This window comes from Methylobacterium sp. A52T (genome assembly GCF_053346095.1).
Window position 1 is genome coordinate 1 of sequence record NZ_JBKFBI010000159.1, and the last position, 12712, is coordinate 12712.

16 protein-coding genes are annotated in these 12712 nt (G+C 72.7%); 11 read left to right on the plus strand and 5 right to left on the minus strand.

From position 1 onward, the window contains the following. The coding region (locus ACLBYE_RS26440; RefSeq protein WP_447696437.1) for a DNA translocase FtsK at positions 1-2040 on the plus strand (2040 nt) is incomplete at its 5' end. A gap of 267 nt (positions 2041-2307) precedes the next feature. Then, complete coding sequence (locus tag ACLBYE_RS26445; RefSeq protein WP_447696438.1) at positions 2308-3213, plus strand: LolA family protein; 906 nt, start codon at positions 2308-2310, stop codon at positions 3211-3213. Positions 3214-3226: 13 nt separating this feature from the next. On the opposite strand, the gene ACLBYE_RS26450 is transcribed toward ACLBYE_RS26445, so the two are convergent. Then, on the minus strand, positions 3227-3961 hold the full coding sequence (locus tag ACLBYE_RS26450; protein WP_447696439.1) for a lysophospholipid acyltransferase family protein: 735 nt from the start codon (positions 3959-3961) through the stop codon (positions 3227-3229). A gap of 159 nt (positions 3962-4120) precedes the next feature. Between ACLBYE_RS26450 and xth the strand changes: the two genes are divergently transcribed. The 7 genes from xth to ACLBYE_RS26485 all read left to right on the plus strand — a co-directional run bounded on the left by xth (position 4121) and on the right by ACLBYE_RS26485 (position 9095). Continuing rightward, on the plus strand, positions 4121-4930 hold the full coding sequence (gene xth / locus ACLBYE_RS26455) for an exodeoxyribonuclease III (RefSeq protein ID WP_447683795.1): 810 nt from the start codon (positions 4121-4123) through the stop codon (positions 4928-4930). Positions 4931-5198: 268 nt separating this feature from the next. Further along, positions 5199-6077: an SDR family oxidoreductase gene (locus ACLBYE_RS26460; protein ID WP_447696440.1), complete on the plus strand. Its 879-nt coding sequence runs from the start codon at positions 5199-5201 to the stop codon at positions 6075-6077. 315 nt (positions 6078-6392) lie between these two features. Then, the gene (locus tag ACLBYE_RS26465) at positions 6393-7175 is read left to right on the plus strand and encodes an SDR family NAD(P)-dependent oxidoreductase (RefSeq protein ID WP_447696441.1); all 783 of its coding nucleotides are present in this window, start codon (positions 6393-6395) and stop codon (positions 7173-7175) included. A 116-nt stretch (positions 7176-7291) separates the two neighbouring features. Then, positions 7292-7558 carry a hypothetical protein gene (locus tag ACLBYE_RS26470; RefSeq protein WP_447696442.1) on the plus strand — a complete coding sequence of 89 codons (267 nt, stop codon included), beginning with the start codon at positions 7292-7294 and terminating at the stop codon, positions 7556-7558. Between the two features lie 101 nt (positions 7559-7659). Then, positions 7660-7974 carry a hypothetical protein gene (locus ACLBYE_RS26475; protein ID WP_100251345.1) on the plus strand — a complete coding sequence of 105 codons (315 nt, stop codon included), beginning with the start codon at positions 7660-7662 and terminating at the stop codon, positions 7972-7974. A gap of 139 nt (positions 7975-8113) precedes the next feature. Beyond that, positions 8114-8425 carry a GCG_CRPN prefix-to-repeats domain-containing protein gene (locus tag ACLBYE_RS26480; RefSeq protein WP_447696443.1) on the plus strand — a complete coding sequence of 104 codons (312 nt, stop codon included), beginning with the start codon at positions 8114-8116 and terminating at the stop codon, positions 8423-8425. Positions 8426-8627: 202 nt separating this feature from the next. Next, complete coding sequence (locus ACLBYE_RS26485) at positions 8628-9095, plus strand: hypothetical protein (protein WP_447696444.1); 468 nt, start codon at positions 8628-8630, stop codon at positions 9093-9095. Between the two features lie 193 nt (positions 9096-9288). Here ACLBYE_RS26485 and ssb read toward each other — a convergent pair whose 3' ends face one another. Then, positions 9289-9858, minus strand: a complete 570-nt coding sequence (ssb, locus tag ACLBYE_RS26490; RefSeq protein ID WP_020092725.1) for a single-stranded DNA-binding protein — start codon at positions 9856-9858, stop codon at positions 9289-9291. A gap of 168 nt (positions 9859-10026) precedes the next feature. After that, the gene (locus ACLBYE_RS26495) at positions 10027-11046 is read right to left on the minus strand and encodes an NADP-dependent oxidoreductase (RefSeq protein ID WP_447696445.1); all 1020 of its coding nucleotides are present in this window, start codon (positions 11044-11046) and stop codon (positions 10027-10029) included. A 123-nt stretch (positions 11047-11169) separates the two neighbouring features. Here ACLBYE_RS26495 and ACLBYE_RS26500 point away from each other — a divergent pair, with 123 nt between their 5' ends. Continuing rightward, entirely contained in the window at positions 11170-11586 is a 417-nt protein-coding gene (locus tag ACLBYE_RS26500; RefSeq protein WP_447696446.1) for a DUF4174 domain-containing protein, read from the plus strand. Positions 11587-11723: 137 nt separating this feature from the next. Beyond that, positions 11724-11900, plus strand: coding sequence for a hypothetical protein (locus tag ACLBYE_RS26505; protein WP_012320668.1), 177 nt, complete (start codon positions 11724-11726; stop codon positions 11898-11900). Between the two features lie 14 nt (positions 11901-11914). On the opposite strand, the gene ACLBYE_RS26510 is transcribed toward ACLBYE_RS26505, so the two are convergent. Both ACLBYE_RS26510 and ACLBYE_RS26515 read right to left on the minus strand, forming a co-directional pair. After that, a complete protein-coding gene (locus ACLBYE_RS26510) occupies positions 11915-12322 on the minus strand; it encodes a hypothetical protein (RefSeq protein WP_447696447.1) in 408 nt (135 codons plus the stop codon). Between the two features lie 110 nt (positions 12323-12432). After that, a partial coding sequence (locus ACLBYE_RS26515; protein WP_447696448.1) for a hypothetical protein occupies positions 12433-12712 on the minus strand: 280 nt, incomplete at its 5' end.

Sequence of the window (12712 nt, forward strand, 5' to 3'; positions counted from 1 at the left end):
TCCGAGGCGCCCCGCCGCGCGCCGGCTCTCAGCGCCATGGCGGCCCGGGCGGCGATCCGCGCGGCCGGCCAGCCGACCGCCGTCCCGCCGGCGCCCCCGGCCCTGCCCGAAGCAGGTCCCGCCCCGGTCGTTGCCGCACCGGTCGCCGCGCGCGCCGAGGCAGAGCGCGTTGTGATCCCGATGACGCCGCGCCCGGTCCTGCTCCGCGGCAAGCTGGCGCCGCAGCCGGAGCCGGTCGAGGCGGAGATCGAGGCGCAGATCGGGGTCGAGGCCGAGCCGGTCGCCGCTGCCGTCGAGGCGGTCGAGGTCGCGGCCCTGCCGGCCCCCGCGCCGGCGTCGGTCCCCCTGGTGGCGCCGCGGGCCCACCTGATCCCGGCCGGCCGCCACCTCGAGATCGCGCCGATCGAGAACGCCGATTACGAGCTGCCGTCCCTCGAACTGCTCGCTCTGCCGGCCCCCGGCGGCAGCGAGGAGGTCGACGCCGACGTGCTGGAGCAGAACGCCCTCAACCTGCAGCAGACCGTCCAGGATTTCGGCGTGCGCGGCGACATCCTGGCGGTGCGGCCGGGCCCGGTCGTCACCCTCTACGAGCTCGAGCCCGCCCCCGGCACCAAGTCCAGCCGCGTGATCGGCCTGTCGGACGACATCGCCCGGTCGATGTCGGCGGTCTCGGCCCGCGTCGCGGTCGTGCCCGGCCGGAACGTCATCGGCATCGAGCTGCCGAACGAGACCCGCGAGACCGTGTTCCTGCGCGAGCTGCTCTCGTCGGCCGACTTCGCCGAGAGCAAGCACAAGCTGGCGCTGTGCTTAGGCAAGAACATCGGCGGCGAGCCGATCATCGCCGACCTCGCGCGCATGCCGCACCTCCTGGTCGCCGGCACGACCGGCTCGGGCAAGTCGGTGGCGATCAACACCATGATCCTGTCGCTGCTCTACCGGCTGAAGCCCGAGGAGTGCCGCCTGATCATGGTCGACCCGAAGATGCTGGAACTGTCGGTCTACGACGGCATCCCGCACCTGCTCTCCCCGGTCGTCATCGACCCCAAGAAGGCGGTCATCGCCCTCAAGTGGGCCGTGCGCGAGATGGAGGAGCGCTACAAGAAGATGGCCAAGATCGCCGTCCGCAACATCGACGGCTACAACGCCCGCATGAAGGAGGCCCGCGAGAAGGGCGAGACCATCACGCGCACGATCCAGACCGGCTTCGACCGCCACACCGGCGAGGCCGTGTTCGAGGACGAGGCGATGGATCTCGCGCCTCTGCCGTACATCGTGATCGTGGTCGACGAGATGGCCGACCTGATGATGGTGGCCGGCAAGGACATCGAGGGGGCGATCCAGCGCCTGGCGCAGATGGCGCGGGCGGCGGGCATCCACCTGATCATGGCGACGCAGCGCCCGTCGGTGGACGTGATCACCGGGACGATCAAGGCGAACTTCCCGACCCGGATCAGCTTCCAGGTGACGAGCAAGATCGACAGCCGCACGATCCTGGGCGAGATGGGCGCCGAGCAGCTTCTGGGCCAGGGCGACATGCTGTTCATGGCCGGGGGCGGGCGCACGACGCGGGTGCACGGGCCGTTCTGCTCGGACAGCGAGGTCGAGAGCGTGGTCGCCCACCTCAAGCGCCAGGGCCGCCCCAGCTACCTCGACGCCGTCACCGCCGACGATTCGCCCGAGGAGCCCGCCAAGGAGGGCGGCCGGTCCGGCCGGGGCAAGGCGGCCGCGGCCGACAAGGCCGAGCGGTCCGACGAGCCCGAGGAGGAGGCCCCCGTCTTCGACATCGGCGCCTTCGCGGCGGCGAGCGGCGGCGAGTCCGACGACCTCTACAAGCAGGCGATCGAGGTGGTGCTGCGCGACCAGAAGGCGTCGACGAGCTACATCCAGCGCCGGCTGCAGATCGGCTACAACCGCGCCGCCTCCATCATGGAGCGGATGGAGATCGAGGGCATCGTCGGACCGGCCAACCACGCCGGCAAGCGCGAGATCCTCGTCGCCGGGGCGACGCACAGCTCGGCCGGGATGTACGACGACGAGTGAGACGCTGTCCGGGCCGCCCCGCCACGGGGCGGCCCGGACGTCGCATCTTCGCCACAGGGCGAGGTTCTAAAAGGGGGCTGCGAAACCCGCCCCGTCTCTGCGAGCGGAGCGAAGCAACCCAGAGTAGCGCGACCTCCGGTATCGTGGCGCATCTGGATTGCCTCGCTCCGCTCGCGAAGACGAGGGGACGGCAAGGCGTCCGCAGCGGCCCGCCCACCTCTGTTTCGCCGCCGGAGCTTGCCCGCGGCTCCTCAGGAGACTCTGCCGATGATCGGCCGCCGCACCCGCACAGCCGGCTCCGTGATCGCCGCCGGGCTGTGGCTCGCGACCGCCAACCCGGCCCACGCGCAGGTCGGCGCCTTCATCGACAGCCTGTTCGGCCACAAGGAGGAGCCCGCCCCGCAGCCGGAGGCCGCACCGGCGGCCCCTGCGCCGGCCAAGAAGCCCGCGCCCAAGGCCAAGGAGGCGAGCAAGGAGGCGAAGCCCGGCACGGCCAAGTCCGGCAAGGGCGGCGACAAGGCGGCCGACAAAACCGACAAGGCATCCGAGCCGAAGGTCGCGGCGGTGGGCGCGCCGACGGCGATCGTCACCGCCGAGTCGGCCGATCCCGCCGCGCTGCTGGCGCAGGCCAACGCCTACTTCAACGGCATCAATACCCTGACGGGCAATTTCGTGCAGATCGGCGCCGACGGCCGCCGGATCGGCGGCAAGCTGACGCTCGTCAAGCCCGGCCGCCTGCGCTTCGACTACGACCAGCCCTCGCCGCTGGAGGTGGTCGCCGACGGGACCTCGGTGGCGGTGCGCGACCGCAAGCTGAACACCCAGGACCTCTACTTCATCGCCCAGACGCCGCTGAAATTCCTCCTGCGGGAGAAGATCGACCTCGCCCGCGACCTCACCGTCACCGACGTGGCGAGCGATCCGGGCAGCGTCCGCATCAGCCTGGAGGACCGCGCCACCCTCGGCGGCACCTCGAAGATCCAGCTGTTCTTCGACGCCGAGATGAAGACCCTGTCGCAGTGGCGGATCACCGACCCGCAGGGCTACGTCACCACGGTGACGCTCTCCAATCTGCAGAAGGGCAAGAGCGTCGACGGCAGCCTGTTCTTCATCAATTACGGGCGGTCCGAGGACAAGGCGATGCAGCAGCAGATCCAGCAATCGCAGAAGTGACGGGGTCGCCCCTTCAGGGGGCGCCGAGCCCGGCCGCGTCGCCGGGCCGCCACCGGTTCAACTCCCGATCGATCGCGCCCTCCGTCCCGTGCAGGAACTCCGCGGTCGGCAGGCCGGGGGCCAGGGCCGCGAGGTAGCTCACCACCACCGTGCCGGACCGGGTCGCCGCGCCCCCGGGCCAGAACAGGCCGGAATTGAGCGCCACCGGCACCACCGGCAGGCCGAGACGGCCGTAGAGCAACTCGACGCCGCGCTTGAAGCGGAGCGGCTCGCCGATCGCGCCGCGGGTGCCCTCGGGGAAGATCAGGACCGACCGCCCCGCCGCGACCGCCTCCCGACCGCCGTCGATCATGGTGCACAGGGCCTGAGTGCCCTTGGCCCGGTCGATGACGATCATCGGCGAGCGCCGGAGGAACCAGCCGACCACCGGGATCGCCAGCAGCTCCCGCTTCGCGACGATCGCCACGTCCGGCACCAGGACCAGGAAGGCCAGCGTCTCCCAGGTCGACTGGTGGTTGGCGACGATCAGGCAGGGCTCGTCCGGCAGGTGCTGGCGGCCCTCCTCGACGTAGCGCAGCCCCACGATGCGCCTGAGGCCGCCCAGGATCCCGCGCGCCCAGAGCCGCGTCGCCCGGCGGATCGGTCGCTGCGGCGATCCGGACAGGAGGAAGATCGCCAGCGGCGCGAGGAACAGCGTGGTCCAGGCGGCCCAGTAGACGGCGAACAGGAGCGAGCGGGCGTGCGCCATGGCGGGCCTCGACGAGGGGCCCGGGACAGGGCAGGCGCCGGGCATAGCGCCTGTCGGTCGGTCGCGCACGGCCTTTCGCCCGCCGGGCGGTGAGCGGACTGTCGCGGGCCGCGAAATCGGCTATCGGAGCGCAACGCCGTCAGAACCCCCGCGCCGCCCGTGCAACTCACCGTCACCACCTGGAACATCAACTCGGTGCGCCTGCGCATCGACCTCGTGCTGCGCTTCCTCGCCGAGCACAGGCCGGACGTGCTCTGCCTGCAGGAGACCAAGTGCCCGGACGACGCCTTCCCACTGAAGGCCCTGCGCGGCTCGGGCTACGAGCACGTGATGTTCGCGGGCCAGAAGGGCTACAACGGCGTCGCGATTCTCTCGCGCTTCCCCCTGCACACCCGCGCCGTGATGGGCTTCTGCGAGCGCCAGGACGCCCGCCACATCTCGGCGGTGCTGGGGCCGGAGGCCGGTGCGGCCTCGGGCATCGTGCTGCACGATTTCTACGTCCCCGCCGGCGGCGACGTGCCGGACCGCGACCTCAACCCGAAATTCGCCCACAAGCTCGACTTCCTGTCGGAACTGCGCGCCTGGGGCGGCAGGCGCGTCTCCGGGCCGGCGATCCTCGTGGGCGACCTCAACGTCGCGCCCCTGGAGCACGACGTCTGGTCGCACAAGCAGCTCCTCGACGTGGTCAGCCACACGCCGGTGGAGACCGAGGCGCTGGAGGTGCTGCGCGGGGAGGCGGGCTGGATCGACGCGGCGCGCCACCTCACCCCGGAGCCGGAGAAGATCTACACGTGGTGGAGCTACCGCTCCCCCGACTGGTCGGCCGCCAACAAGGGGCGGCGCCTCGACCATGCCTGGGTGTCGCCCGACCTCGCCGGGACCGTCCGCAAGGTCGAGGTGCTGCGCGAGGCCCGCGCCTGGGAGCGCCCCTCCGACCACGCCCCGGTGACCCTCACGCTGGAGCTGTGACCGGCCGCGGAACTGCGGCGCGGTCCGAGCATTGCCCGCTCACGAACCCGTGACGTGAGCGAGCCCCGATGCGCAAGATCCTGATCGCTTTCCTGCTTCCCAAGGTCGTGTCCTACCTGCGCCGCCGCTACGGCGGCCCGCACGCCACCCGTAATCGTGCCTTCTGAGACGGCCCGGTCGCGGCCTCCGCCTGTGACCCCCGGGCGCAGGCGGAGGCCGCGGCGACGGCCCTAGATCCTGCGGGTCCCCCGCCGAGGAGCCGCACCCGATGACCCAGGACCCGCGCGAGGCCGGCCCCCGGCCGCCATTCCCCGGCGACCAGCAGCAGCCCCGCCCGGGCCTCACCACGAAGATGACGCCGCGCCCCGACCACGGCGAGGAGAGCTACGTCGGCAAAGGCCTGCTCACCGGTCAGGCGGCGCTGATCACCGGCGGCGATTCCGGCATCGGCCGGGCGGTGGCCATCGCCTACGCCCGCGAGGGTGCCGACGTGGCGATCTCCTATCTCGAGGTCGAGCAGGAGGATGCCGAGGACACGAAGGCCTGGGTCGAGAAGGCCGGCCGCCGCTGCCTGCTGCTCCCCGGCGACATCCGCGACGAGGCCCGGTGCCGGGATCTCGTGGCGCGCACCGTCGCGACCTTCGGGCGGCTCGACATCCTCGTGAACAACGCCGCCGCCCAGGTGGTGAACGAGGGCCTCGACGATCTGGCGGCGTCCGACATCGAGGGCTCGTTCCGCGCCAACGTCTTCGCCATGTACTACCTCGCCCAGGCGGCGGTGCCGCACATGAAGCCGGGCGGCGCGATCGTCAACAGCACCAGCGTGCAGGCCAAGGTCGCCGGGCCGAACATGCTGATCTACGCCGCCACCAAGGGCGCGATCGCGAGCCTGACCATCGGCCTGTCGAACCTGCTGGCGCCGCAGGGCATCCGGGTGAACTGCGTCGCCCCCGGGCCGGTCTGGACGCCGATCCAGCCGATCGTGAAGAGCCCGGAGCAGATGGAGCAGCTCGGCGCGCAGACGCCGCTCGGCCGCGCCGGTCAGCCCGCGGAACTCGCGCCGGCCTACGTGCTGCTCGCCTCACGCGAGGGCAGCTACATGTCCGGGGCGCTGGTGCCGGTCACCGGCGGCATGCCGATGCTCTGATCCCGAACCCGTCGCCGCTCTCGGCGGGGGCACAACGCCGTCGTCCCGAGCGCAGCGACGTGCCCCGGACCCGCGGGACATCCGCCGGGCGTGGCGCTGCCGGGTCGCTTCGCCGACGCCGGTCATCGCCGCACGGATGTTCGGGCAGACCCTCGACGGGGCGCGCGCGATCCATCAGACGGTGAGGGCGGATCGGTTCACAACGGCGGGACGGCCCGGAAGGCCGCCCGGGTCCGGCGCGCGGTGATGGCACCGCCGCGGACCCGAACGCTGACCCGCGCCATCCGGGCGCCGCCGATCCCGACGGAGACGACCATGAGCGACGCCCAGGCCCGGACCGCGCTGGTGACGGGGGCCGCCCGCGGCATCGGCCTCGCCACCGCGACCCGCTTCCTCGCCGACGGCTGGAACGTCGCCCTTCTCGACATCGACGGCCCGGGCGCGGCGGCGGCGGCCGAGCGGCTCGGCCGTCCGGAAGCCACGCTCGCGGTGACGGCCGACGTCTCCGACCCCGAGGCGGTGGCGGCGGCGATCCAGCAGGTCGCCGATCGGTTCGGCCGCCTCGACGCCCTGGTCAACAATGCCGGCATCGCGATCTTCAAGCCGCTGACCGAGACCACCTTCGCCGACTGGTCGCGGGTGCTCGCCGTCAACCTGTCCGGCCCGTTCCTGTGCACGCAGGCGGCCCTCCCGCTCCTGTCCGAGCGCGGCGGCGCCATCGTGAACATCACCTCGATCTCGGGCCTGCGCGCCTCGACGCTCCGGACCGCCTACGGCACCAGCAAGGCGGGGCTCGCGCAGCTCACCAAGCAGCAGGCCGCCGAGCTGGCGCAGTACGGGATCCGCGTGAACGCCGTCGCGCCCGGTCCGGTGGACACCGCTATGGCCAAGGCGGTGCACAGCCCCGAGATCCGGGCGGATTACCACGACGCCGTCCCGCTCGGCCGGTACGGGCTGGAGACGGAGCTCGCGGAGGCGATCGTGTTCCTCTGCTCGGAGCGCGCCTCCTACATCACCGGTCAGCAACTCGCCGTCGACGGCGGCTTCGAGTCGACGGGAATCGGCCTCAAGACGCTGCGCGGCGCGCGCAACATCTGAACGCGTCGGCCCGATCCGCAGGGTTCGGACAGGGTTCGGACAGGGTTCGTTAACCCTGCCGCCGTAGCCCGGAGGCTTGGTCAACAGGCGCGGGCACCATGCCGAGACTCGGCTCCATGATCGTCGACGGTCTAGCGTTCGTCCTCGTGGCGATCGCCCTCGCGGCGGTCGTCGCCGGCTACGAGCGGAACCTGCCGGATCCGTCCGCGTCCCCCGCGCTGGTCGCCGCGGGCGCCCCCGTCTGGACCGACCCCGAGACGACGGGCTCGATCGCGCCGGCCGCGGGCCCAGGCGCCCGCTGGGCGGACGCGCGGCCCGCGTTCGCGGCGCCGGATGCGGATCGCGCCGCCGGCGGAACCTGGGTGAGCCCGCCCCGCCGCTGAGGCGCCGCGGGGCGGCTCAGCGGGGCTCCCGCCGCGATCACAACTGATCGTTAACTATGGTTGCCGAACCTTCCACCGCACAGCGAAGCGGAGAGGCACCCATGGCGCGCGACGGTAACCGACCCCACCCGAGCGCCCTGGCGCGGTATCCGGTTCCGATCGAGCTGATCTCGGCCCTGTTCCGCGCCGACGACGCGGAGCGCGACCGGCTGCTCGCGCCGATGCCGGCCTACGGCCGCGCCCGGATCGCCGCCTACTGCGCCGAGCACGCGCGGCTCGAGGCGCTCGGCCTGAAGGTCGCGCGCTCCTGCGACGAGGCCACGCTGGTCAGGGCTGCGGGCGAAACGGTCGGCGCCGACCTCTTCGCGCGCTCGCGGGCGCCCGCGCCGGCGCCGATCCAGCTCCAGGCCGCCTGACCGACCCGCCGCGCGGAGGCCCCGCGGGCCGAGAGTGTCGGCTCGATGAATGCCCGAGCCTGTCCGGGTTCACAGCGGCCGGCGCATCCTCCTGTCATCGGCCCGGTGCGTCCGGGCCGCAGGTTCAGGAGATCGTGTCATGATGCGCGCCAAGGTGCTCGGCCTCGTCGCGGTGGCCGCCGCGGCTCTCGCGACCGCCACGACGGCCAACGCGGCGCCGTTCGGCTACGGGCCGCCCGACGCCGGATCGGTGATCGAGCGCGTGGCCGGAGGCTGCGGTCCGGGCTTCCATCCCAATCCCTGGGGCCATTGCCGGCCGAACGATCGCGGCTGGGGCTGGGGCGGACCGCGGGGACCCTACGGCGGCCGGCCCGGCTACGGCGGCTACGACCGCGGCTACGGCGGCTACGGCGGCTACGAGGGCCCGCGCCGGTCCTACGGCGGCTGGTGATCGGCGTCGGCGACCCAAGTTCGGGTCGCCGCGTCCAGAGCTCGGCCCGCCGCGCGCGATCCGGATCCGCGGCCGGCCGGTGCCGGGTCAGTGCTCGGGCACCGCGTTGTCCCCCTGGAACGGACAAACCCATATTCACGACGGCATAGAGCCGTATTAATCTCTTTCGGGACGCAACATAGTGTCCCGGAGATTCTTCGTCATGAGTCGCTATGTATTTGCATCCCTGGTGATCGCCGGCCTGGTGGCCGGCGCCTCGCCGGCCGCCGCGCTCTCCGCGAAGGATTGCTCGGTCAAGTATCAGGCCGCCAAGCAGGCCGGCACGCTCAACGGCCAGAAGTGGAACGACTTCCGCAAGGCCGAGTGCGGTGCGGCGGCCGACAACGCCCCGACGACCGCGCCGAACCCTGTCTCGCCGACCGCGACGACGGCTCCGGCCGCGCCGCCAGCCGCCCCGCGCGCCGGGACGACGTCCGCCGCCGCGGCGTCGGCCACGTTCCCCCGCGCCGTCGATCCGAAATACGCCAAGGAATCGGCCGGCAAGGCCCGGATGCACACCTGCCTCGACAGCTACAACGCCGCGAAGGCCGCTGGCACGCTGGGCGGCATGAAGTGGATCGAGAAGGGCGGCGGCTACTACTCGGCCTGCAACCGGCAGCTCAAGGGCTGAGCGGCGGCGCTCCGGGGCGCCGGAGACGGGCGGCCCGAGACCTGCGCAGGCGGATCTGGATCCCGGACACCGCCGCGCGGTCCCGGGATGCGGCCTTGAAACGGCTGCGCTGACGCAGCCCAGATATCCGCGTCACTCGGGTCGGGCAGGCCGACCCGGGTGACGGTGCAGGACCTCCGGCTCCCAGGCGGTCCTAGAAGGGGATGTCGTCGTCGAGGTCGTAGCCGCCGCGGCTGCCACCGCCACCGCCGCCACCCGAGGAAGCCGGGGCCGGACGCCGCTCGCCGCCCTGGGCCCGACCGCCGCCGAAATCGCCGCCGCGATCACCGCCCCGGCCACCGCCGAAGTCGCCACCGCGGCTGATCTGGCCGCCGCCCTCGTCCTCGCCGGCGAAGTCGCCGCCCCCGCCGCCGCGCCCGTCGAGGATCGTCATCTCGCCGCGGAAGCGCTGGAGCACCACCTCGGTCGTGTACTTCTCGACGCCGGAATTGTCGGTCCACTTCCGGGTCTGGAGCTGGCCCTCGATGTAGACCTTCGAGCCCTTGCGCAGGTACTGCTCGGCCACCCGGGCGAGGTTGTCGTTGTAGATCACGACCGAGTGCCACTCGGTCTTCTCCTTGCGCTCGCCGGTCGCCTTGTCCTTCCACGATTCCGACGTCGCGAGCCGCAGATTGCAGACCGGGTCGCCCGAACCGAGGCGGCGCATCTCGGGATCGCGCCCGAGATTGCCCACCAGAATCACCTTGTTGACGCTGCCCGCCATCGCTCTCTCCTAATCGTACGGATCTCACAGGGCACCAGCCCGGCGGCGCGCGAACCATGCGCCCGGGCCTCCGGAGCGGCAACTGGCGGGGCGGGCTTGTGCCCGCTTTCCGCAGCGCCGACGGATCGATTTGTTCTATATCCGTTCCGTTTCGGCAGCAAGCCGCTCTCAGGTGACGCGGACGACGAGCTTGCCGAAATTCCGACCTTTCAACAGGCCGATGAACGCCTCCGGGGCGTTCTCCAGCCCCTCGACCACATCCTCGCGGTAGCGGACGCGCCCGTCCTGGATCCAGCCAGCGACTTCCTTGCGGAACGTGTCCGCCTGCTCGGCGAAGTCCCAGACGATGAAGCCCTGGATGTGCAGCCGGTTGGTCAGGACCGCGCGCATCAGGCCGGGCAGGCGGTCCGGGCCCGGGGGCACCTCGGTGGCGTTGTAGGCGGAGACGAGGCCGCAGACCGGGATCCGCGCGAACGGGTTGAGCAGCGGCAGCACGGCGGCGAAGACCGCGCCGCCGACATTCTCGAAGTACACGTCGATGCCCTTCGGGCAGGCGGCCGCCAGCGCGCCCGGCAGGTCGGACCCGCGGTGGTCGATGGCGGCGTCGAAGCCGAGCTCCTCGGTGAGGTAGCGGCACTTCTCGGGGCCGCCGGCGATCCCGACGGCGCGGGCGCCGTGGATCTTGGCGATCTGGCCGACCAGGGAGCCCACGGGGCCGGCGGCGGCGGCCACCACGACGGTCTCGCCGAACTTCGGCCGGCCGATGTTGAGGAGGCCGGTATAGGCGGTCATGCCCGGCATCCCGAGCACGCCCAGCGCCGTCGAGGGCGGGGCAGCATCGGGGTCGACCTTGCGCGAGCCCTTGGCGTCGGTGACGAAGTAGTCCTGCCAGCCCGCGAAGGCCGTCAGCAGGTCGCCCACGGCGTGATCCGGGTGGTTGGAGGCGACCACCTCGCCGACCGTCTCGGCGGTGATCGGCGCGCCGATCTCGACGGGCGCCGCGTAGGACTTCGCGTCGCTCATCCGGCCGCGCATGTAGGGGTCCAGCGACAGCCAGCGGGTGCGCAGGAGGACCTGTCCGGGTCCGGGCTGCGGAACCGGCACCTCCTCCAGGCGGAAATTCTCGGGCCGCGGCTCGCCGTGCGGGCGCGAGGCCAGGACGATGCGGCGGTTCAGGGCGGTGGTCATTCCGGACTCCGGGACACGGGCTTCCGCCCCGATCTGGGGCGCCGGGCCCGCGAGGCAAACGCGCCGCCGCGATCGCGCGGCCGAGTCGCGCGTTGTCCCGACTCGAGAGCGCGGAGCGGCGGCATGCGGGAGACGGCACTGGGATTCGGGCTGGCAGGCATAGCAGGCATGGCAGCCCTGGCGGCGGGGGCCGCCCTGGCCGGCCCCCTCGACGGCTATCGCGACCGGGCGCGGGTGCTGGTGCTGTCGGCGCCCGAGGCCGGGGACGCGCAGCTCCGGGCGCAGCGGGCGGCGCTGGCCTCGGTCCGCACCGGCGTCGCCGAGCGCGACCTCGTGGTGCTCGAAGCGGTCGGCGCGGGGGCCGAGGCGCGGGCCCTGCGCGAGCGCCTCGGCCTGCCCGCGGACAGCTTCCGCGCGGTCCTGGTCGGCAAGGACGGGGGCGCCAAGATCAACGAAGCGGCGCCGATCGCGCCGCAGAGACTGTTCGCCACCATCGACGCGATGCCGATGCGCCGCAGCGAGATGCGCGAGCGCCGCTAGGGCCCGATCCCCTGTGAACGGCGGGGCCGCGGACACCATCGGTTAAGCCTACCGGCCTATCACCGAAACGTGTCGACGGCCGCGCACCGGCCGTCCGTTGAGGCCCGCCAGGACGCTCGGACGAGACGCTCGAATCGATGACCCGACAACAAGTCGCCACCGCCATCCGCCGCCTCGTCGACCTGCAGGTCGAGGATATCGAGCGCGCGGTCCGCGACGGCCACAAGACCATCGCGCTGAACGAGCTGGCGGATCTGAACCGCCAGCTCAAGGCCTTCGCGGCCGCCCTCAGGAAGGCGCCGGCCCGCATCTGAGCCGGATTCCCGCGCTACCAGCGCGGCCCGCCCCAGCGACGGGGCGGGATGTCCTCCGGGGGCGGAGGCGGCGGCGGCCCGCGGTCGACGACCGGCTCGTCGCAGACCCGTACCCGTCGCAGCACCGGCTCCCCGTCCGGACCGAAGCGCCGCCGCACGAATTCCCGGCACGCCTCCGGGGACGCCTCGGGGGACGCCTCCGGGGGCGCCAACGTGAAGCGGGGGCCGCGGATTTCGGGTTCGGGCCGCGGTCCCGGAGGGGGCGGGGGCGGCGGTGGCCGGCGCTCCGGCTCGTCGTCCTGGGCGGCCCCGCCGTAGCCGTGCGGCGGGTAGGGGCCGTCGAAATCGGCGGCCAGGGCCGGGCCGGCGGCGAGGAGCAGGGCGCAGAAACCGGTTCGTATGAGGAGACGACGAGCGGGCACGGTGGCCTCGGCGTGAGCGGGCGCGCGGGGATCGCGGCCATCATCGCCGGAGGGTGCGACCCGGTGCCTGAACCGCCTCCGAGCCGGGGTGTCGGCCGCCGTTCAGGCGGCTACTTCTGCATCGCGTTCACTTCGCACTGGGCGTAGTCCGCGCTCGCCTTCACGTAGGCATTGAGCTTCTGCAGGTAGGCCTCGGCGATCGGCCGGAAGGCCTGCGCCTGCAGGTTATAGGCCTTGATCGCGTCGTTGTAGCTGTAGGCCTCCCAGCCCGGGCAGCCCTCCTTGGCGTCGAGGCAGGCGGGCTTCGGCGGCAGCTCCGGCTTGGCCGGGCGGGCGGACGCCGGCGGCGGCGCGGGCGGCGTGCAGGCCGCGGCTGCCGGCGCGGCGGCG

Coding starts and splice junctions, on each gene's coding strand:
- ACLBYE_RS26465 (WP_447696441.1), top strand. CDS start 6,393: ATGAGCGACGCCCAGGCCCGGACCGCGCTGGTGACGGGGGCCGCCCGC.
- ACLBYE_RS26470 (WP_447696442.1), top strand. CDS start 7,292: ATGATCGTCGACGGTCTAGCGTTCGTCCTCGTGGCGATCGCCCTCGCG.
- ACLBYE_RS26475 (WP_100251345.1), top strand. CDS start 7,660: ATGGCGCGCGACGGTAACCGACCCCACCCGAGCGCCCTGGCGCGGTAT.
- ACLBYE_RS26505 (WP_012320668.1), top strand. CDS start 11,724: ATGACCCGACAACAAGTCGCCACCGCCATCCGCCGCCTCGTCGACCTG.
- ACLBYE_RS26445 (WP_447696438.1), top strand. CDS start 2,308: ATGATCGGCCGCCGCACCCGCACAGCCGGCTCCGTGATCGCCGCCGGG.
- ACLBYE_RS26495 (WP_447696445.1), bottom strand. CDS start 11,046: ATGACCACCGCCCTGAACCGCCGCATCGTCCTGGCCTCGCGCCCGCAC.
- ACLBYE_RS26480 (WP_447696443.1), top strand. CDS start 8,114: ATGATGCGCGCCAAGGTGCTCGGCCTCGTCGCGGTGGCCGCCGCGGCT.
- ACLBYE_RS26460 (WP_447696440.1), top strand. CDS start 5,199: ATGACCCAGGACCCGCGCGAGGCCGGCCCCCGGCCGCCATTCCCCGGC.
- ACLBYE_RS26450 (WP_447696439.1), bottom strand. CDS start 3,961: ATGGCGCACGCCCGCTCGCTCCTGTTCGCCGTCTACTGGGCCGCCTGG.
- ssb (WP_020092725.1), bottom strand. CDS start 9,858: ATGGCGGGCAGCGTCAACAAGGTGATTCTGGTGGGCAATCTCGGGCGC.
- ACLBYE_RS26500 (WP_447696446.1), top strand. CDS start 11,170: ATGCGGGAGACGGCACTGGGATTCGGGCTGGCAGGCATAGCAGGCATG.
- ACLBYE_RS26485 (WP_447696444.1), top strand. CDS start 8,628: ATGAGTCGCTATGTATTTGCATCCCTGGTGATCGCCGGCCTGGTGGCC.